We start from the raw sequence: 20453 nt of genomic DNA, 5'->3' as shown, positions 1-20453 counted from the left end.
CTGTCAGATGGCGCAGGCGGGCTGGATGTAGCGGTCCAGGTCGAGCGCGGTGATGGTCGGGTTCTCGCCGCACACCGGGCAGTCGGGCACGCGTTTGGGCAGCGGCACGCGGCGGATGTTCATCGTGAGCGCGTCGACGGTGAGCATGCGCGCGACGAGAGGCTCGCCCACGCCGGCGATCAGTTTGACCGCCTCCGTCGCCTCGAGGCTGCCGATCACGCCGACGACCGCGCCGAGCACGCCCGCCTCTCGGCAGGTGGGGATCTCGCCGGCCGCGGGCATGTCGCGGAAGATGCAGCGGTAGCAGGGGCCCGCGCCCGGCACGACGTCCATCACCTGTCCGGCGAATCCGACGACGCCGGCGTGGACGAACGGTTTGCCGGCGAGCACGCACGCGTCGTTGACGAGGAACTTCGCGGAGAAGTTGTCGGTCGCGTCGATGACCAGATCGTATGGGGCGATGAGGTCCGCGACGTTGCCGGCGTCGACGAGCGTGTGGTGCGTCTCGACGGTGACGTCCGGGTTGAGCGCGCGGATCGCCCTGGCCGCGGATTCGACCTTCGGCTCGCCGACGGACGCGGTGGTGTGGATGATCTGGCGTTGCAGGTTGCTCAGGTCGACCACGTCGCCGTCGACGAGGCCGATGCGGCCCACGCCGGCGGCGGCGAGGTAGAGGGCGGCCGGCGAGCCGAGCCCGCCCGCGCCGACGATGAGCACGCTGGACTCCAGCAGCCGCTTCTGCCCCTTGACACCCAACCCCTTGAGGATCAGATGCCGCGAATACCGTTCAAGCTGTTCATCCGAAAACGCCATTACTCTCCTTCATTCTCGGCTCCCCTTGTCTGCGAGCCACCCGTCCGATGGGCCCTCACTCCGGCTCCCCTTGTCAGGGAAGCTGTCCGCGTAGCGGACTGAGGGGTAGTCTCAGTGCAGGTACCCCGTGGTCGGGCTGGACGGCACGGCCTGTCCCTCCGTCACCTTGCCGAGTCCGGCGAGGTAGGCGGCGCGGCCGGCGTCGATGGCGTGCTTGAACGCCTCGGCCATGAGCGGGATGTTGCCGGCGGAGGCGACGGCCGTGTACGCCATGACCGCGTCCGCGCCCATCTCCATCGTGTCGGCGGCCTGGCTGGGCCGGCCGATGCCCGCGTCGATGATGACCGGCACGTTCGCGTTGGCGATGATGATCTTGATGAAGTCGCGCATCCTCAGGCCCATGTTGGAGCCGATGAGCGAGCCGAGCGGCATGACGGCCGCGGCGCCCGCCTCCTCGAGCTGGCGTGCGGCGATCGGGTCGGGGAACATGTACGGCATGACGACGAAGCCCTCCTTGGCCAGCATCTCGGTGGCGCGGATGGTCTCGGCGTTGTCCGGCAGGAGGTACTTGGTCTCGTGCTCGATCTCCACCTTGACGAAGTCGGTGTGGCACACCTCACGCGCGAGGCGGGCGATGCGCACCGCCTCCTCGGCGTTGCGCGCGCCGGACGTGTTCGGCAGCAGCGTGATGCCTTCGGGGATGTAGTCGAGCACGCTGTTCTCGGTGGTGGTGGCGCGGCGCAGCGCCATCGTGACGATCTCGGTGCCCGCATGTTCGACGGTCGCCTTGATGAGGTTGAGGTCGTAGCGGCCGGAGCCGAGGATGAAGCGCGAGTGGAACTCGTGCCCACCGAGGTTGAGCGGCTTGTCTTCGACGGGCAGGATCGGCGCGGCGGTGCCGACCGGGTTGACGACCGAAGGCTGCGGCGGCAGCGGCGTCGCCTCGACGGACGCTTCGGTGACCGGATTGATGTTGCTCATGATATTCCCCTTCCTTGGGTTGATGTCTATTGCGCTCCCGCTGCCGGGAACAGGATCGAAGCTCTTCCCCGCTCCCGCTGGCGGGGAACAGGACCGAGGTTCCTTCTCCGCTCCCGCTGGCGGGAGCTGTCCGCAAAGCGGACTGAGGGTGGTCAGGCGGACCAGCCCCCTCAAGCCTCAGCCGCCCTGGACGAACTGGACGATCTCCATGACGCTCTGGTCGTCGAGCATCGCCTCGCCGCGCTTGTCGCGCGGGATGATCTCGCCGTTGAGCTCGATGGCGACGCGTTCGGCCCTGAAGCCGTGCGCTTCGAGATAATCGGCGACGCTGACGGGCGCGTCGAGCGTGACCTGCTCTCCGTTGACCTGCATAAGTCCTCGTTCTCCCTTCCGGATTCTCGGTCCGGATATCAAAAAAGGGTGCACGAAAGGAACCGTACCCTAAGTGGTGCGCCCATTCATGAACCCGGTCATGCGACCATGCGGCGCGGATGCCCGGCCACACGGCTTGGTTATCTGGTGCGAACGAGGGCGTTGGGACGTTCGAGGCTCCCGAGGCCTTGGCGAAAGAAGACGATTCCTTACGGCGGCATGACCCGCGTCAAGTTCCCCGGTCGAAGCTGGCGCTTCCTCTCAGCCTTGCGGCTCCCGTTCGTGCTGCCCCCAGTGTAGATGTCGACGATGACATCCCTACCCCGCTCCCACTGACAGCAATCGGCCGAAGCACTTCCTACCCCGCTCCCGCTGGCGGGAATCGACGGAAACACTTCCTTCCCCGCTCCCGCTGGCGGGAGCTGTCGTCGAAGACGACTGAGGGTGGTCAGGAGCCCAGCCCCAAACCACCCTCAGTCCCGCTACGCGGTCCAGCTCCCGCCAGCGGGAGCGAAAAACACACCCCCGTATAGCACGGCGGACCTCACGCCGCGCTATCGGCTCCCGCCGGCGGGAGCGACGACGTACTTTAGAACGTGCCGGGGGCCTTGTACGACGGGCCGTCGGACGTGGAGTCGGCGAAGACCTTGAGCTCCTCGACCTCGCGCTTGGCGTCGACGATCTGCTCGCGCACGCGGCCGTAGGCGGTGCCGCCCTTGCCGTTGCGGGAGTCGACGGAGCCGTGGCTGGAAAGCACCTCACGCACGCCCGGGGCCTTCTCGGCCGGCAGGAACGCGGCGAACGTGGAGATGAAGTCCTCGTCCGTGAGGTCCCACAGCTCCTGGCCGCGGCCTTCGGCGATCTTCACGCACGCGCCGGAAAGCTCGTGGGCGTGGCGGAACGGTACGCCGTTCTTGACGAGCCATTCGGCGATGTCGGTGGCGAGCGCGAAGCCGGTGGGGGCTTCGGCTTCGAGGCGTTCCGCGTCGAAGCGCATGGTCCGGATCATGCCGGTGAACGCGGGCAGCAGCACTTCGAGCGTGTCGACCTGGTCGAACACGGCTTCCTTGTCCTCCTGCAGGTCGCGCGCGTAGGCGGTGGGCAGGCCCTTGAGCGTGGCGAGCAGGCCGGTCAGGTCGCCGATGAGGCGGCCGGACTTGCCGCGCGCCAGCTCGGCGATATCCGGGTTCTTCTTCTGCGGCATGATCGAGGAACCGGTGGAGTAGGCGTCGTCGAGCTTGACGAACGCGAACTCCTGCGTGTTCCAGATGATGATCTCCTCGGAAAGGCGCGAGATGTCGACGCCGGTCATGGCCGCGACGAACGCGAATTCGGCGACGAGGTCACGCGCGGCGGTGCCGTCGATCGAATTGTCGGTCACGCGGGAGAAGCCGAGTTCGCGGGCGACGGCCTCCGGGTCGAGTCCGAGCGTGTTGCCGGCGAGCGCGCCGGAGCCGTACGGGGAGGCGTTGATGCGCTTGTCCCAGTCGATGAGGCGTTCGATGTCGCGCAGCAGCGGCCAGGCGTGGGCCATGAGCTGGTGGGCGAGCAGCACGGGCTGGGCGTGCTGCATGTGGGTGCGGCCGGGCATGACGGTGCGGCCGGCCTTCTCGCTCTGGGCGATGAGCGCGTTCACGAGTTCGATGAGGAGCTTGGCGATGACGCGTGCGTGGCGGCGCAGCCACATGCGGATGAGGCAGGCGATCTGGTCGTTGCGGGAGCGGCCGGCCCTGAGCTTGCCGCCGAGCTCGTCGCCGGCGATGTCGATGAGGCCGCGTTCCAACGCGGTGGCCTCGTCCTCGTCGTCTTCGATGGGCGCGAAGGTGCCGTCGTCCACGTGGCGCTGGAGCGTGTCGAGCGCGTCCTCCATGCGCTTCAACTCGTCGTCGGTGAGGAGTCCGGCGCGGCCGAGGGCGCGCGCGTGGGCGCGGGAGCCGGCGATGTCGTCGTCGGCGAGTCGCCAGTCGAACTGGGTGGACTTGGACAGGCGGGCGAGCGCGGCGGACGGTCCGGAGGTGAAGCGGCCGCCCCACAGGGCGAGGTGTTCGGTGTTTTCGGCCATGCAGGTCTCCTTCAAGGGGTTCATGGATGCTGCTCGGATGATTGCGGATCCACGCACACGCGCGTTCCGCGGCTGTCCGCCAGCCTATCAGCGTCGGACTACATCGCCGGAGCCGGCGGACGACACCACCACGCCCGGCGGCATTCTCGTGTTCAATATCTTCGCCGCACTGGCCCAGTCCGAACGTAATCTTATACGGGAGCGTACCAATGCCGGGCTCAAGGCCGCACGTACGCGGGGACGAATCATCTATTCAATGGATATAGCTTGATGTCCCTAGAAGCCATTCCGGTATTTCGTATTTCGAAGTCCTCGGAAAACCGAGACAACCGGAATGAAAACTACATCATATTTTTTCAACTTGTCCGCCAACGTTGTGCTTGCGCCCACTACTGCGTGGACTACGACAGCAATGGGCGCAAGCACTGAATGATCAGGAAGCTGCTGCGAACCGTTCTCCGATCAATGACCTGAACTCAGCGATTTTTTCGGCGATCCGCTGCTGCTCGGCAAGCGGCGGAATAGGAATTAGTAGATTACGGATGGCTGATACGTTGATGTGTTTCACACCGGTACCTTGATTCATAGCACGATACAGGTCCCACGCATATGGGGATGTCAATAGCAGTTGCAGATATACAGAGCAAAGCCTATTCCCACCTCGGATGAGCATGACTCGCTGCCCGAGACAATGGTTTGCATCCTGTAGAATTACAGCCCTTCCTATGGATGCCTCACGAGAGAGGACCAAATCACCGGGTTCAGGAATCAGCGCCGACGTTCTTGTTTCGTATGAAGCTCTATCTAGGTTGCGGGAGGCTGTCTGGTTCCAGCTATAGTCCATGCAATTCGTGTCGATTGCGTAATAGCCGGTGTCTTCTGTGAGGTATTTCGGTGTGGAATGGGGACAATCCACGACAGCTTGACAAGCGTGAGCCAGTCGCGCCCATGTCCAGCTGTCGGGAATATCGAAGGGGATTTCGTCGTCGATGCAAACAGCCGCGTTCTTGCCGCGTGTCTCGAACCAGTGTCCGGCAGAATCACGATGGATGACGCTTTCGCCGCCTTTAATCGGTTTGATCTTCTTCTCGGCGACGAGTCGGCGACGCTTCTCGCGGATACGTTCCACGAGTTCGGAGCCGGTTCCTTCAGCAGAGTCTTGGGGCACGAGCTTGCCTTGGACGGCCTGCTGAAGGACGGCACGGGGCAGATCCCGCCAAAACGCGGAATCTACAGCATCGCTCTCTCTCTCTAGAATTTCGAGCTTGTCCAACATAGGCATCAGAGAGTTAATGCGCTCTGATATTCGACGTTGTTCTTCAAGCGGTGGAATTGGGGCAAATGCCTCCAAAATATCAGCCCGCTCAATACCGGGAATTACGCCTTTCGCATTATTCTGAATCTGTCCAACCTTAGCTCGTAATACGAGTTCAATATAAGGCAACATACTTGTACCCGATGCACGCACCGCCATGATTTGACGCGCAATATGCGCCTCTGGGAACGGGTTGTATGCCATTGCACCAACCGTACCTTTGCACGTGAATAGCAAATCGTTTTGCAACGAGATACGCTTCGCGTTCTCCGTCCAGCGGTTCTCTATTATTGCCCCAGATTCAAAGTTAGATGCTCCGGTTATATACGGTATGCCTTTATGCGAATCGTTGTACTGCTCTTTGCTGAGATCAATGCCGGAGATAAGGTCTATGACGCTGCTTAAACGTGTCCATACCCAGTTTGCCGGGATATCGAATGGGATCTCGTCGTCGATGCAGACCGCCTCGCTTTTGCCGCGGCGTTCCCACCATGAGCCGTTGCCGTCCTTCCAGATGACGCTTTCGCCGCCCTTGGGGGCCTTGGCCCTCTTCTGCTTGATAAGCTCAGCTCGTTCCCCACGGATGCGTTCGACTAGCTTGCTGGCAGGCTCGTCGTTTGGATCTTGCGGCACGAGTTTGCCTTCGATGGCTTGCTGGAGGATGGATGCACGCAGTTTCGCCGCGATGGGCGCGGTCTTCAGGTCCCTCATATGTTTTCCTCCGTATCGTTGCCGATAAGGTCCATGATCTGCATGAGCAGCGCGTCGATCTCGGTCTCGATGCGCTGCTTGTCGGACTTGTATTTGCCGATGAGCTGGTCGGGCGACGGAACTTCCTCGTCCTCGTGCGGATAGCCACACTTGTCGAGACGGTAGTTGCCCTCGACGAGCTCGTCCACCGTGTACTTCTTCGCTTTCCAAGCGCCTTCCACGTCCGGGTCCGGGATCTCTACGCGGGCGTCCCACCACTCATCGACCGGCTTGAAATGCTGCGGCAGGAGCGGCTTGGTCTTGGAGAAATGCTTGTAGCCATCAGGCTTGTCGAACCGGTAGAACCATGTCTCCTGCGTAGAACCGGTTTTATTGAAGAACAAAAGATTTGTGTCAATAGGCGTGTACGGGGCGAACACGCTTTCCGGCAGACGAATCACGGTATGCAGGTTGCATTGCTTGAACAGGAGTTTCTTGATGGCAATGCGCGTGTTGTCCTCGCCTTCAAGGAACCCGTTGGGAAGGACCACGGCCGCACGGCCGTTGATACGCAGTCGGGTGATGATGTACGACATGAACAGGTCGGCGGTCTCCGAGCTGCGCAGGTCGGCGGGGAACGCGGCCTTGTCGGCTTCGGTGGCGATGCCGCCGTAGGGCGGGTTCATGACGATGCAGTCCACGCAGTCCTCATCCTCGTAGTCGAGCAGACGCTTGCGGTCGAGCGAGTCGCCGTAGGTGATGTTGGGCAGGGCGATGTCGTGGAGCATGAGGTTGGTGATGCCCAGCATGTACGGCAGCGGCTTGAACTCCTGGCCAACCAAGCTGTTCTGCAACGACTCCATCGCCTTCGTATCACCCGGCTGCACCTGCCGTTCCAAATGGCGCAATGCATCGACGAGAAAGCCCGCAGTGCCGCACGCGAAATCGCCCACGGTCTCGCCGATGCGGGGATCCACGTGCTTGACGGCGAACGAGGTCACGGCGCGCGGCGTGTAGAACTCGCCCGCCTTGCCGGCCGACTGGAGGGACTTCAGCAGGGTCTCGTACACATCGTTGAACTCGTGGGTCTCATCGGCGTCGGAGAAGTCCACCTCGTTGAACAGGTTGAGCACCATGCGCAGCTGGATGCCGTTGGCCGCGTAGTTATGGCTGCGGTTCATGAACTCCTTGACCAGCAGGGCGCGCGGCGTGGAGCTGGGAAACGGGATGATGCGCGCACCGTTCCCGTTCTCCACGGCCTCGCCGCGCAGCGCGGGGAACAACTGGTTGTTCACGAAGTCGATGAGTTCGTCGCCGGTGCGCTGGTCCTTCAGCGATTCGCCGGTCGCCCAATCGCGCCACCGGTAGCCTTCCGGAATGACCGGCCGGTAGTCGTCATCGAGTTCGGCTTCCTCCTCCTTGTAGTCGAAGACCTTGAGGAACAGGATCCATACGATCTGGGAGAGGCGCTGCGCGGTGCCGTCGATGCCGGGGTCAGAACGCATGATGTCCTCAAGGCGTTTGATCAGGGGTGCAAGACTCACGTATTATTCCTCCTCGTACAGGGCGTTCTCCAGTTCGCCCAACAGCTCGTAGTACTTGTTCTTCCCGCCCAACGTCTTGACGGCCTTGAGCTTGGTGTAGCCGGCCTCCTTGAACTGTGGCAGCGTGAAGATGTCCAGATCGCGCAGCGACTCGAACCCGGAAGCCGCGTAGGCGTCCACGAGCAGACGCAGCAACTCGCGTTGACCGTCGTTGAACCGGTCCCGGTCGATGAACCGCTGCACGCAGGCCAGACGGGCACGGTGCTCGCGGCTCATGGGCGGATCGACCTCGTAGGCGATGCACAGGATGATGTCAAACGGGTCAACCTCATAGCCGTAACGGATACGGAAGCTCTCCGCCCAATCCGTCTCCAGCAGGAGGTTCTGCGCGAACGTGGCCTTCGCGTGATTATCGAGCCACGCCCGGCGGAACACGTCCACGGTCGGATACTGTCCGAGGATGTTGTTGCGCACGCACGAGTTCAGATTCTGCTCGACGAGATTGCCGTCGGCGTCCAAGTATTTGACCATCTCGCCGACGATCTCCACGTCCACGCCCGAGACGCGCGCCACCCTGCGGTTCTCCGGCGGTGTGGGCGGCATGTCTGGCGCGGTGGGCTTGATCGGCGGCTTCGGGATCGGCGCGTTCGGCGGGACGGTGAGCACGTCCACCGGGTCGCCGTCGAACGCCGGATCCTTGAACTTCAGGTAGTTGCTGCGGAAGTCGAGGATCGTGAAGTACATCTTGCTGCGGTCCTCGCCGTCCATCGTGTAGTAATCGACCACGCGGGTGCCACGTCCGATGATCTGCTTGAACTCGGTCATCGACCCGACAGTGCGGTCCAAGACGATCAGCTCGCAGGTCTTCGAGTTCACGCCGGTGGACATGAGCTGGCTGGTCACGGCGATGACCGGATAGCGGCATTTGTTCGTCGTGAACTCGTCCAACCGGGCCTCGTTGTCCGGCTCGCCGGAGACGATGCACGTCACGTACCGGGAATCCTCGGCCACGAGATCCGTGTTCTCGTTCTCCAACAGCCGCTGCATGGCGTGCGCGTGCTCGATGGTCTCGCAGAACACGATCGTCTTCGAGTAGCGCATGTCGTTGGTCTTCAGATATTCGCTGATACGTTTGGCGACCAGCTCACGACGTTCCTGAACGATGATATTGCGATCGAACTCCCGCTGCTCGTAGCGGCGTATCTCAATCGGGTTGCCGTCCACGTCCGTGGTACCCGCCGGCGGCTGGTATCCGTCCCGGTCGATGTCCAGCTCGGGGACGACGACCTTGTATGGGGCCAGGAACCCGTCCTCGATACCCTGCTTGAGCGAATACGTGTAGATGGGCTTGCCGAAATAGGCGATATTGCTCTTATTCGGGTCCGAATCATCCTTCGGCGTGGCGGTCAAACCGATCTGCGTGGCCGAATCGAAGTAATCAAGAATGTCATGCCAGTTCGAGGTCCGGTCCGCCGAACTGCGATGGCACTCGTCCACGACAATCAGGTCGAAGAAATCACGCGGGAACTTCCGGTAATGCCGGTTGATCTGGCCATCTTTCGCGGTGATGAACTGCTGATATATACCGAGGTAGATCGAGTGCGCGTAATCCGGCTTCGAGTTCTCGAACTTGACCATGTTGTCCTCGAACGGGGCGAAATCGCCATGCATGGTCTGATTGACGAGGTTGTTGCGATCCGCGAGGAACAGGACGCGTTTCTTCAACCCGCTCTTCCAGAACCTCCAGATCAGCTGGAACGCCATATAGGTCTTGCCCGTGCCGGTCGCACAGACGATCAGGACCTTCCTCTGCCCCTTAAGCACCGCCTGCGTGGTCTTATTGATGATGATGCGCTGATAATAGCGGGGCGTGATATTGCTGCTCGGCGACGTGTAGTAGGGGTACGTGTACTCGTCCACCATCTCCTGCGTCATGCCGCTTTCCGACACGAACCGCTGCCACAGCTCATCCGGGCCGGGGAAGTCCCTCATCTTCAGCTCGCGGTTCAGGCCGGAGACCATATCGCGTTCGATCAGATCGTCGCCGTTAGTCGCGTACGCGAACGGCACCGACAGTAGATTCGCGTAATCCACCGCCTGCTGATACCCCTCATCGGCCATATGGTCACGTCCCTTGGCCTCCACGAGCGCCAGCGGAATGTTCTGATGGAACAGCAGAAGATAGTCAAGCTTCTTCGGCTTACCTCGATGCGCGATGCCGTACTCGTCCACGGTGATACGCCCGTCGTTGACGTAATACTCCATTACGATACGGTCCTGACCGGGCCACCGCTGTTCGAGGACCGGCGTGATGAACGCCTTCTTCGTATTCTCCTCGTTGCGGAGCTGTTCGGCGATGTCGTCCGCGCTCAACGGCTTGATACCCGTGGTCTTGTGGAAGATGTCCTCCAGCGGCGAGTCAGTCATCTTCGCCTCCGCAGAATCGTTCGATCCACTCGTGAACCACGCCGGCGACCGTGGTCTCCCTATCCGCGGCGTACTTCTTCAACAGCTTCTTGTCCTCGACCGTCAACGACAGGCTCAACGTCGTTCTGACCTCGCTGTCCGACATGGGCACCCCTATTCAAATAAGTATTTACGTATTTACGTAAATATACAGCAGCGAGCAAGAACCTTCTACTACGCCGGCCAGTAGATGTGGGTCAGCGGCAGCAGGGTACGAGTCTGGGTGTCCGCGTTTTCGTAGTTATCCACGAGGACTCGGGTGAATTGGTCAAGGTCGAGCAGGGTCACCGGTATGCGCGCCCGTTCGGCCTCGTACAGGGCCTCCTTGGTGAAGCCGCCGGTGCTGACGTACAAGCCGCGGTCTGCGTCACGTAGTCCGGCGATGAACGAACGCAGCGCCGGAGCTCCCATGCTTTCCTTCCGGTGCTTCACCTCGACGACGATACGTGGGGATGACAATCCAAGACCGTCGGGCGAGGCGATGATGTCGCGCCCTTGATCGCCGCCGCTGCCGGTCATCATGGTTCGATAGCCCATCGCTCGTAGCATGCCCGCCACGAGGCGTTCCATGTCGTCCCAATCAAGGGCATGGATGCGATCTTTGATTTTCTCCAGCGCCTCCTCTTCGGTGACCATACGGATTTCCTCATCGTCGGTCATGTCGTCGGCGGAAGAAGCGGCATCGGATTCGATAATGACGTCGGGGGAACGCTCCTCCTTAAGGCTGTGGGCAAGATCGGCGTATGCATCCTCGTTGATGAGGCTGAGCGTGGCAATCGTGCCCAACGAGTTGCGGGACGTGTCGGACAATGCGTCCCGAGGGACGATGTGCTCCCACCTGACCTCGCGCGTATAGCAGGCATCGGCATCGGCCCGAACCGTCATGCAGTCGCCCGTCAGGATACCGATATGGTACTGGCGTCGTGCGGGATCATAGGTTACGACGGTATCGCCACATGACATGACCGAACCGAATCGGTATGTCTGCCCGACGATCATCGCACGCGCCTGAGGGGACTTGTCCGCGTAGAGACGGTCCACGCATTCCTTGACCTGTTCCCTCGATGCGTGGCCGAGGTCGAGGCCATCCAAGAGCCAGTAGATTGCCACGTATCCATGAGCGAACCAATCAGCCGCATACCGCGCTCCTCGTCCAGCGCGAATCAGCCATGCAGACAATCGATCGCCTCCCTGTCGCTCATGATTTCCGATGCCAGTCACGCCGGAATCGTTTGCCGGTATGTCCCGTCGTTCCGCGGGGACATACCGGCAAAGAGTTGTCGTGCCTGTAGTCAATCAATCATACGTCGGCAAGCGCTTTGTCAAGCAGGGCCCTCACGGCCGCGCTGCGGCTCATGTGATGGTCGCGCATGTAGCGTTCCAGTTTGGCGTCACGTTCGTCATCCAGACGTACGCGAATCACGTTGGTCGCGGGTGTCGTGCCGACTTCGAGCGGACGACCGGGAGCCCGTCGCATGGCCTCCTCGAGCTGCTCATCCGTGTACCCGCGTTCGGCTTCCTCGGCATCTGCTTTGAGCATTGCCGCTTCGTCGGCCGGCAGATCATCGTATGAGAGCATGGTGTAGTCATAGGTCATATCCATCGCCTGCCTCCTTCCATCAGTTTCACGTACTTGGTTCGCATGCGCATCGCGTGGATCAGTGCAGGACCCCTTGACGTTTCCACCACGACGACTTCCAAAGGAATACCATCCGGCGATATGCCGAGGTACAGCACCTTGAGCGGATCCTCGCGCAGCGTCAGCTCCCGTATCGCATGGGTCGCGACATACATGGCATCGTCAGGCTCGATGCCATGCTTGAGAGCTGAAGGGAATATGTTCATACCGAATATTGTACCACAAAACCTCCGCTACGGCAATGCCGCACCTGCTCATATCCACGATTCCAGTAGTCCGCCTAGCAAATATCTCCCAAAATCCTCGGAAACCGTCGTCCATCATGAAGCCGAGGAATCGTATTCTTACCGAGAACGCCCATTCGGGTTGTTCGGAATATGTAGGTGCGTACATATCCGGCACGGAACCGTTCACGTGCAGTTCCTCGTAGGCGATGCGCAGGGCTTCCGCAACATGGTCCCACCGGTATCGTGCCAGTCTTTTCCGTTCGGGCTTGACCAAATGAAGTGGGCGACATCAGGCATTACCTAGCACCTTATGTTCAGACTCATCGGAGTCCGCATCCGCGAAACAACCGACAAGACCGTTGTATGTGCGACTCCTCCCATCCTGGATTCTTCCCCAACATGCAACTTCATAAATGGTTTATGAAGTTCCGCCCCTAACTTCATAAATGGTTTATGAAGTTCCCGGACCGTATCGCACGGCGGATTGCGTGACGAGACCAACCAAGATATCATTTGTATAGATTTTCGATATACAAATGGAGGCTATGATGACATCGTCCATGGTGAACGTCCGGCTTGACGAAAGCACGAAGAAGGGCATGGCCGAGGTCTGCGGCGAACTCGGCATCAGCATGAGCGCCGCCTTCAACATCTTCGCCAAGACGGTCGTGCGCGAACGCCGCATCCCGTTCGAAGTGACCGCGGACCCGTTCTACTCGGCCGAGAACATGGCTCGTGTCCGCAGAGCGGCCGCGAAACTCGACGCGGGCCAAGGCACCGTCCACGGACTGATCGAGGAATGACGTGCTGCTTATCTGGACGGACGAGGCCTGGGACGACTACCTCTATTGGCAGTCGCAGGACAAGAAGACGCTTAAACGCATCAATAAAATCATCAAAGACATCCAACGCAACGGCGCGGCGAACGGCATCGGCACGCCGGAACCGTTACGCGGAAACCTATCCGGCTACTGGTCTCGTCGCATAGACGACAAGAACCGCATCGTCTACCGCGTCGCCGGCGGAGAATCAGGCAATCTCGAAATCGCCGTCTGCCTCACCCATTACGGCGACCACTGATACGACGATTCTCAGATCAGCCCCAGCTTCCGGAACGCGTTGGCGATGCCGTCGTCGTGGATGTCGGTGGTCTGGAGGTTGCAGCATTGCTCGATGCCGTGAATGGCGTTGCCCATCGCAACGGACGTGCCGGCGGCCTTGAGCATCACCATGGCGCAGGCCCCCGTTTCCGCAAAACGCCAGCCGAAAACCAATCAACCCTGCAAACGACCGCATATGACGCGACTCGTTTGCCGGAAGACACGATTATTTATAGAATCATAATTTAGTAAATTACGATTCTATAAATTGCATCTCACGTGCGGAAAGGCCGGCATCATGTTCGTGGGAAGGACCAGGGAACTCGCCACGTTGGAACGACGATGGAACTCGTCGCGATTCGAGTGCGTCATCGTGTACGGACGGCGACGCGTGGGCAAGACCACACTCATCAACCGATTCCTCGACGGACGTCCGGCCATCTTCTTCCCGGCCATCGAATCCAATGCCGCCCGGAACCTCGAAAACCTCAGCCGCGGCATCGCCCTGTACCGCGCCGCCTCCGGAGACGACGACTTCACCGGCACGGAGGATGCCGCACCGGTCTACCGGGACTTCGCCACGGCGCTGGAAGCGGTGTTCTCGATCGCCCGCCGCAAACGCCTCGCACTCGTCATCGACGAATATCCCTATCTCGCGAAAGCCGACCGGTCCATCAGCTCCGTCCTGCAACACGCCATCGACCGGCACAAGGACGACAGCCGGCTCATGATCATCCTCTGCGGCTCATCGATGTCGTTCATGGAACGACAGGTGCTCGGATATTCCAGCCCGTTGTACGGACGCCGCACCGCGCAGATCAAGGTGGAACCCTTCGGATACACCGACACACGAACGTTCCTGCCCCGATACGGAGCCGAGGACGCAGCCATCGCATACGGCCTGACGGGCGGCATCCCGCAGTATCTCAGACAAATCGACGATACGGCGAGCATCCCGGACAACATCCTTTGGAACATCATCGACCCGGACTGCTATCTGTTCGAGGAGCCCGGCAACCTGCTCAAACAGGAACTGCGCTCGCCGTCCGAATACAACGCCGTCATTCAAGCCATCGCCTCCGGCTCCTCCCGAGCGAACGCCATCGCCACGGCATGCCACATGGAGACCGCGTCATGCTCCACATACCTGCGCAATCTCATCGATCTGGGCATCCTCTACAAGGAGACCCCGTTCGGCGAACATTCGCCCCGCAAGACGATCTACCGCATCAAGGACTCGTTCTTCCGGTTTTGGTACCGCTATGTGCCGACGAATCTGCCGTTGATCCAGTCCGGCAACGCCGCCATCGCCGCCGAACGCATCATGCGGTCGATCAACGACTTCATGGGCCCGGTATTCGAGGACATCTGCACGCAATGGCTTTGGGCGCACGACACGACAGGAGATCTGCCGTTCCTCGTGCTCGACTCCGGACGCTGGTGGGGAGCCGATCCCAGGAGCCGCAGCCAGGAGGAGATCGACATCGTCGCCACCGGCAGAGCAAAACGGCGTGACCGAGCAACTGAAAGCTGAAAACCAAATGGAATGGGTGCGGCAGATGAACGCTTGCAAGGCACAGGCAGAGGAAGTTGTGAAAGCGGAATTGATTTATGATTGAGTGAGAAAGTCCGGGCAGAAAACTGTTCAGACTTTTCTTATATATTCCAAAATGACGGTAGAATTGTTCACGAGTTTTATGGTATAATTTGAATACGAAAATTAAGCAACAAATCGGAATTGACAGAGGTAATGAAATGTTTGAAGAATTAGGAATTAGTTTTGGCACAGCACTATAATCGTCTTACTTGCATTATATTTTATAATTAAGTGGGCGGTCAAAAATGGAATAAAAGAAGCCTATAGGGATATTACAGGGAAAGTCACTACCGAGGATATTGAGGCAGAACAAATATGTAACGAAGAGGAAAAATAGTTAATAAAGAGAGGTGCATATGCTATGCCAGGTATACTTGTGGTTGAAGATGATGAAAATTTAAATCGTGGAATTACATTTTCACTGAAAAAATCCGGATATGAGGTTTTTTCAGCAGAATCAGTGAAAAAAGCGAAAAGAATTGCAAGTGATAATAATGTGGATGTTGCCATTTGTGATGTGAATCTTCCGGATGGAAACGGATTAGAGCTTGTCGGATGGATGCGGAATTGTCAAAATGTATATATTATCTGTCTTACCGCGTTGGATCAGGAGACAGATCAGGTCATGGGATATGAAGCCGGTGCGGACGATTATATGACGAAACCGTTCAGCCTTTCCGTACTTCTTCTGAAAATCGGGGCTCATTTCCGCCGCAGAAAGAATGAACCTGGAACTCCAAAAATTCATTCAAAGGATATCGTGTTTATCCCCGGAGAGATGAGGGCGTTCGTAAAGGAAAGAGAAATAAGCCTTACGAAGAATGAACTGAAAATGCTGTCCTTTTTTCTTCAAAACCCGAAACAGATTCTTTCAAAAACACAGCTGTTAGAAAACGTGTTTGATCTGGATGGTGATTTTATGGATGAAAACACGGTAGCTGTGAACATCAGAAGGCTTCGGAAGAAAATCGAAGAGGATCCGGCGGCTCCGGTCTATATTAAAAACATCCGCGGGCTTGGGTATATATGGAATCAGGAGGTAAGTCAGTGACGAAACGACATCGTAAAAAGTGGGTTGATGCCTTGTCACTGGTGCTGCCGGTTCTACTCTTTTTTGCAGTATTGAACTGCTTTACCACCTATTTATATTATCAGGATTATCAATGTAAAATGGATATCCTGACAGAAGTTGCGGCGGGCGCAGAGACCACCGGCATGGATGTTGCCGCAGGATGGCTGAAAGGAAACGACCATCAAGCCAATGAACAAGGTAAGCAATTATTAGAGCAATACGGGTACTGGGAAAACAAAGGGACTTCGTTTTATGTGCGCTTCCGGCAGAATATCATGATAACCGGCTGTACAAGCGCAGTGCTATGTCTGTCTTTGCTAACGTTCCTGTTTTACCGGAAGAAAGCTGAGGCGAAAGAAAGTCGGAAACGATTGGAGCAGCTAGAGCAAATCCTGATTGCATTTCGGGAAAATCACTTTGAGGTAGTGCCGGACACAGAAGATCATGTCTGGCAGGAAAGACTGAAATTTCAGCTTGAAGCAATCGGACATCATATCCAGCTGCTGCAAGAGGAAGCCAGAGCGGAGAAGGAAAGCACAAAGGAAATGGTATCCGACATTTCCCATCAGCTGAAAACCCCGGTTGCAGCCTTGGATACCTGCTTTAGCATATTGCTGCGGAACAATCTGAGTGAGACGGAGCAACAGGAATTTCGCATCCGCTGCCGGAGTGCATTGGACGGATTGGAAACATTGTTGCAGTCTCTGCTGGAAATATCCAAACTGGAGACAGGTTTGATTCAGCTTGATCAGAAAACACTTCCCATTATGGATACGATCATCTCCGCAGTAAACCGAACGTATCCAAAGGCAGCGGAGAAAGGGATAGAACTTATTTTCGACTGCAACGAATCACTGGAGCATTGTGCACTCATGCAGGATAAACGTTGGCTTGGAGAAGCAATCATTAACGTTTTGGACAATGCCATCAAATACAGCCCAGAACATTCAAAAATCACGATCCGTCTACAAAAAAGAACCGGCTTTGTGAGAATTGAGATCGAGGATCAGGGAATCGGAATCCCGCAGAGTGAATACCATAAAATATTCCAGCGGTTTTACAGAGGGACTGCGCCGGAAGTCCGCGAAAAGAGCGGAACTGGCATCGGTCTGTATCTGTCCAGACAGATTATTGAGCAGCATGGTGGGACAATCACGGTAGCCTCCGGCAAAGTCAGAAAAGGAAGTACCTTTTTGATTCAGCTGCCGGAGAATGGACTTTCGTAGAGATGATGAGCAGAAGTCTTTCAAATCTGTAAGACTTCTGCTCTCTTTTTGAAAGTGAAATGAAAGGTTCCTTTGATACAATGCTGGTAAATAAGAAAAGGAGGCCATTGGAGTGGGCGTGATATTAGAAACCAAGCAGCTTTGCAAATTTTATGGGACGGGGGAAAATCAGGTCAAAGCCGTCAATCATGTGAATATCCAGATTCAACAGGGAGAATTTGTCGCCATTGTCGGAAAATCCGGCTCCGGAAAAAGTACCCTGCTGCATATGCTGGGCGGGCTGGATACACCAACCAGCGGCAGCGTGATCTTGTCTGACAAGGACCTGTATTCCATGAAGGAGGATCAGCTTGCCGTTTTCCGGAGAAGAAAGATCGGATTTGTATTTCAGGCATTCAATCTGGTATCCTCCATCAATGTGTGGGAAAATATCGTTCTTCCGTTGGGGCTTGACGGAAAAAAAGTGGATAAAGCTTATGTCAATGATATTATCACCACACTGGGTCTTGAACACCGGATTCATAATCTTCCGAATACCCTCTCCGGAGGACAGCAGCAGCGCGTTGCGATTGCAAGAGCCTTGGTAAACAGACCGGAGATTTTGTTTGCGGACGAGCCAACCGGAAATCTTGATTCCAAGACAAGTGACGAGGTGATCGCGCTGCTGAAAATGAGCGCAAAAAAATATGGACAGACGATTGTAATGATTACCCATGATGATGAGATCGCGCAGGTTGCTGACCGTATTTTAGTCATCGAGGATGGACAGGTGGTGGATTTCAATTGAGGACGATCAGCAAAATTGCATTCAGCAACGACAAAAGAAATCGGACAAGAAGTGTCCTCATTATGACGGCGATTTGCCTGACTACCATGCTTCTGGTCATTATCAGTACAATTGGAAATGGACTGATCCTCTTACAGAAGGATCAGGCTGCAAGCTCATACGGAAGCAACTACGGCCTGTTTATCGCCGCAGATGGTACGCAATTAAAAGAAGTGGAACGCAGAGCTGAGATATCTGATATCGGCATCATGTGTACGGAGGGCATCCTGAAAGGAAATGAGAATGGCGGCTTTGTCAGTGCGGATGAAACGGTCAGGAAAATGCTTCCCTATAATCAGGAATATGTGTTGAAGGAAGGTACCTATCCGGAAAAGGCGCAGGAAATTGCCGCAGGACGCGCTTTCTTTGATGCAGTGGGATACCATGATGTAAAGGTCGGAGACACCGTAACATTGGAGTACCGTTCCGGCATGCAGTCGGAATACGCACCGATGGAATTTACTGTCAGCGGGCTTTTATATGACCGGGATGAATATACCATCGAGGCTTCCTATGTTGTATTCGGTTCGCAGGATTTTTATAATGAGCGTGTTGCGGAGGGTGACAGGCAATATAATATCTATTTTACCTTGAGCGATTCTGCAAATGTATCTATGAATAATGTTGCGCCTGTTATAAAAGAAATCGCGGATTCCTGCGGCATTGACCAGAAAAACGTGATCATCAATGACCTCTACCTGCAGTGGGTATTGCAGCCGAGCTATGAAATGATTGTGGTTTGTGGAACCCTGATCCTCGGAATCGTGCTGTTTTCCGTTGTGGTCATTTATAATATCTTCCAGGTCGGGATCGCCCAGAAGGTTCAGGAGTACGGAAAAATCAAGGCGCTGGGTGCAACCAGAAAGCAGATGAAGCAGTTGATCTTTCGTGAGGGCATTCTTCTGGCGGTTCCTTCGATACCGCTGGGGCTGCTGTTTGGTTTCCTGATTGCAAACGTCAGCTTCAACTGGCTGGTGGAGCAGGGAAATCTGGTATCGTCCGGAATCAAGAACCATCAGGTGCCTCTGTTTTCACTGACAATTATGCTCATCTGCATTTTTGTATCGTTTCTTACGGTCGTTTTGGCTCTGCGCAAACCCATGAAAATTGTTTCCCGGATTTCACCCATCGAAGCGACACGGTATCTTGACGGCTCCAAAACGCAAAAACAGGGCAGACGAAAAGGCAGAAAAGATGTCACCGTTTTCTCCATGGCAATGGCAAATGTGACAGGCAATCCGAAAAGAACCATTGCTACGATTCTTACCATGGGGCTTTCCTGTGTATTGTTTGTAATTATCTCTAATTATGTTGGGAATATTGACACGGAGCACGAGGCGCGGATTGCAATCAACCATGGACAATTTGAGTTGCAGCTGGATTATTCCCAGAATTATGATGAAGCCTATTCGGAGAATAATCTGGACACAATCCTACAGAACAACCCACTGAATGATTCTTTGATTAAAGAAATCAAATCCATCCCCGATGTAACGGATGTACTGACGAGAGAAATCGTCTCTGCAGATCTGAACGGAACAAAATTTCCGGTTGCAATCGTAAATCAAGAGGATTTTGAAATGATGCGCGGGGATGGCGATATCGGTTCCATGGACTATGCACAGGCTGTCAAAAACGGGGATGTTTTCTTTGGCTGGTCCAAGTGGATGGAAGCTGACGGGTATTCTGCGGGTGCACCGATTACATTCAACTTTGACAACGGAAGTGAAACCTATACCTATCAGGGAAAGATTGCAGGATCCTTTGTAAGCGCGGACACTTATCTTGTCATTCCGGAAGGTGTATACCGTTCCATGAATCCGAGGGGAACAGCCTATGGATATCTGTGGGTGGACTGTGATAAAAAAGATGTGGCATCTGTAGAGCAAAGCCTGAATGACCTGCTCTCCGATACTTCTCATATCAAGCTGAACACCTATCACGCAGAATTGCAAACCGCAGAATACGCAAGCCGTATGATGAAGCTTGGCTGCTATCTGTTCATGGCAATTGTCGGTCTCATTGGGTTTATGAATCTGGCAAACACCATGATCATCAATATCATCACGAAGAAGCAGGAATACGGTGTGCTGCAAGCGGTAGGCATGACCAATAAGCAGTTGAATCTGAGCTTACAAATACAGGGCTTGATTTTTACGGTTGGCACCATCTGCGTCGCACTTGCTGCCGGTCTGCCCCTTGGCTATGCACTGTTTTCCTATGCGAAGCATAATGGGATTTTTGGAATGAACGTTTATCACGTTCCTCTTATCCCGATTCTTGTTATGATTCTTCTGGTTGGTATTCTACAAATTGTGCTTTCCTGTGTTTTAAGCAGTAATCTGAAAAAGGAAACGCTGGTAGAAAGAATAAGGTATCAGGGATAGCAAGTAATATGTAATGAACTAGGTCTTAACGAAGAGGAGAAATAGATAACTTCCGATTTGTCGAACTGATAAAATCCCTTTAGGAACTAAAGGGCGCACTTCTATACTCCCCTGTCGGAAGTATCGTGCGTCCTGC

General features: G+C 56.3%; 21 protein-coding genes and 1 pseudogene. 10 read left to right on the top strand and 12 right to left on the bottom strand.

Annotated elements, in window-relative coordinates:
• Positions 1 to 3: 3 nt before the first annotated feature.
• The 4 genes from thiF to argH all read right to left on the bottom strand — a co-directional run bounded on the left by thiF (position 4) and on the right by argH (position 4228).
• Positions 4 to 813 (bottom strand): thiazole biosynthesis adenylyltransferase ThiF, encoded by an 810-nt coding sequence (gene thiF, locus AC1AYD_RS06575; protein ID WP_034526309.1) that lies wholly within the window; start codon positions 811 to 813, stop codon positions 4 to 6.
• Positions 814 to 924: 111 nt separating this feature from the next.
• Positions 925 to 1794: a thiazole synthase gene (locus AC1AYD_RS06570; protein WP_084686034.1), complete on the bottom strand. Its 870-nt coding sequence runs from the start codon at positions 1792 to 1794 to the stop codon at positions 925 to 927.
• 177 nt (positions 1795 to 1971) lie between these two features.
• Positions 1972 to 2166: a sulfur carrier protein ThiS gene (thiS, locus tag AC1AYD_RS06565; RefSeq protein WP_034526307.1), complete on the bottom strand. Its 195-nt coding sequence runs from the start codon at positions 2164 to 2166 to the stop codon at positions 1972 to 1974.
• Positions 2167 to 2755: 589 nt separating this feature from the next.
• The gene (argH, locus tag AC1AYD_RS06560; RefSeq protein ID WP_476544863.1) at positions 2756 to 4228 is read right to left on the bottom strand and encodes an argininosuccinate lyase; all 1473 of its coding nucleotides are present in this window, start codon (positions 4226 to 4228) and stop codon (positions 2756 to 2758) included.
• Here argH and AC1AYD_RS06555 point away from each other — a divergent pair.
• Positions 4227 to 4499: a recombinase family protein gene (locus AC1AYD_RS06555; RefSeq protein ID WP_476544862.1), complete on the top strand. Its 273-nt coding sequence runs from the start codon at positions 4227 to 4229 to the stop codon at positions 4497 to 4499. The genes argH and AC1AYD_RS06555 overlap by 2 nt on opposite strands.
• 162 nt (positions 4500 to 4661) lie before the next feature.
• Here AC1AYD_RS06555 and AC1AYD_RS06550 read toward each other — a convergent pair whose 3' ends face one another.
• The 7 genes from AC1AYD_RS06550 to AC1AYD_RS06520 form a co-directional block, all read right to left on the bottom strand.
• Positions 4662 to 6254: a restriction endonuclease subunit S gene (locus AC1AYD_RS06550; protein WP_476544861.1), complete on the bottom strand. Its 1593-nt coding sequence runs from the start codon at positions 6252 to 6254 to the stop codon at positions 4662 to 4664.
• Positions 6251 to 7777 carry a class I SAM-dependent DNA methyltransferase gene (locus AC1AYD_RS06545; RefSeq protein ID WP_476544860.1) on the bottom strand — a complete coding sequence of 509 codons (1527 nt, stop codon included), beginning with the start codon at positions 7775 to 7777 and terminating at the stop codon, positions 6251 to 6253. The genes AC1AYD_RS06550 and AC1AYD_RS06545 overlap by 4 nt, the downstream gene beginning before the upstream one ends.
• Before the next feature lie 3 nt (positions 7778 to 7780).
• On the bottom strand, positions 7781 to 10204 hold the full coding sequence (hsdR, locus tag AC1AYD_RS06540) for an EcoAI/FtnUII family type I restriction enzme subunit R (protein ID WP_051922747.1): 2424 nt from the start codon (positions 10202 to 10204) through the stop codon (positions 7781 to 7783).
• Entirely contained in the window at positions 10197 to 10349 is a 153-nt protein-coding gene (locus AC1AYD_RS06535; RefSeq protein ID WP_156963114.1) for a hypothetical protein, read from the bottom strand. The genes hsdR and AC1AYD_RS06535 overlap by 8 nt, the downstream gene beginning before the upstream one ends.
• 68 nt (positions 10350 to 10417) lie before the next feature.
• Complete coding sequence (locus AC1AYD_RS06530) at positions 10418 to 11353, bottom strand: restriction endonuclease (RefSeq protein ID WP_238567597.1); 936 nt, start codon at positions 11351 to 11353, stop codon at positions 10418 to 10420.
• Positions 11354 to 11543: 190 nt separating this feature from the next.
• Entirely contained in the window at positions 11544 to 11840 is a 297-nt protein-coding gene (locus AC1AYD_RS06525) for a hypothetical protein (protein ID WP_476544859.1), read from the bottom strand.
• Positions 11837 to 12088, bottom strand: coding sequence for a hypothetical protein (locus tag AC1AYD_RS06520; RefSeq protein ID WP_034526300.1), 252 nt, complete (start codon positions 12086 to 12088; stop codon positions 11837 to 11839). The genes AC1AYD_RS06525 and AC1AYD_RS06520 overlap by 4 nt, the downstream gene beginning before the upstream one ends.
• 581 nt (positions 12089 to 12669) lie before the next feature.
• Between AC1AYD_RS06520 and AC1AYD_RS06515 the strand changes: the two genes are divergently transcribed.
• Entirely contained in the window at positions 12670 to 12912 is a 243-nt protein-coding gene (locus tag AC1AYD_RS06515; RefSeq protein WP_476544858.1) for a type II toxin-antitoxin system RelB/DinJ family antitoxin, read from the top strand.
• 1 nt (position 12913) lies between these two features.
• Positions 12914 to 13189 (top strand): Txe/YoeB family addiction module toxin, encoded by a 276-nt coding sequence (locus AC1AYD_RS06510; protein ID WP_476544857.1) that lies wholly within the window; start codon positions 12914 to 12916, stop codon positions 13187 to 13189.
• 11 nt (positions 13190 to 13200) lie between these two features.
• Here the strand turns inward: AC1AYD_RS06510 and AC1AYD_RS06505 are convergent.
• A pseudogene (locus tag AC1AYD_RS06505) lies at positions 13201 to 13335 on the bottom strand (HAD hydrolase family protein); the annotation flags it as partial.
• 172 nt (positions 13336 to 13507) lie between these two features.
• Here AC1AYD_RS06505 and AC1AYD_RS06500 point away from each other — a divergent pair.
• From AC1AYD_RS06500 to AC1AYD_RS06470, 7 genes are all read left to right on the top strand, one after another.
• Positions 13508 to 14743: an ATP-binding protein gene (locus AC1AYD_RS06500; protein WP_084686052.1), complete on the top strand. Its 1236-nt coding sequence runs from the start codon at positions 13508 to 13510 to the stop codon at positions 14741 to 14743.
• Complete coding sequence (locus AC1AYD_RS06495; RefSeq protein WP_476544856.1) at positions 14721 to 14828, top strand: TnpV protein; 108 nt, start codon at positions 14721 to 14723, stop codon at positions 14826 to 14828. The genes AC1AYD_RS06500 and AC1AYD_RS06495 overlap by 23 nt, the downstream gene beginning before the upstream one ends.
• Before the next feature lie 174 nt (positions 14829 to 15002).
• Positions 15003 to 15143: a DUF6019 family protein gene (locus AC1AYD_RS06490; RefSeq protein WP_420804979.1), complete on the top strand. Its 141-nt coding sequence runs from the start codon at positions 15003 to 15005 to the stop codon at positions 15141 to 15143.
• A gap of 24 nt (positions 15144 to 15167) precedes the next feature.
• Positions 15168 to 15857, top strand: a complete 690-nt coding sequence (locus tag AC1AYD_RS06485) for a response regulator transcription factor (protein ID WP_034526294.1) — start codon at positions 15168 to 15170, stop codon at positions 15855 to 15857.
• Complete coding sequence (locus tag AC1AYD_RS06480) at positions 15854 to 17104, top strand: sensor histidine kinase (RefSeq protein WP_202962063.1); 1251 nt, start codon at positions 15854 to 15856, stop codon at positions 17102 to 17104. The genes AC1AYD_RS06485 and AC1AYD_RS06480 overlap by 4 nt, the downstream gene beginning before the upstream one ends.
• 112 nt (positions 17105 to 17216) lie before the next feature.
• Entirely contained in the window at positions 17217 to 17891 is a 675-nt protein-coding gene (locus tag AC1AYD_RS06475) for an ABC transporter ATP-binding protein (RefSeq protein WP_109056626.1), read from the top strand.
• An 86-nt stretch (positions 17892 to 17977) separates the two neighbouring features.
• Entirely contained in the window at positions 17978 to 20317 is a 2340-nt protein-coding gene (locus AC1AYD_RS06470; protein WP_476544855.1) for an ABC transporter permease, read from the top strand.
• Positions 20318 to 20453 lie beyond the last annotated feature (136 nt).

The sequence above is a fragment of the Bifidobacterium sp. LH_426 genome, assembly GCF_056356875.1.
Note: the sequence above shows the minus strand (reverse complement) of the source record. Positions and strands in the feature narration are given on the sequence as shown.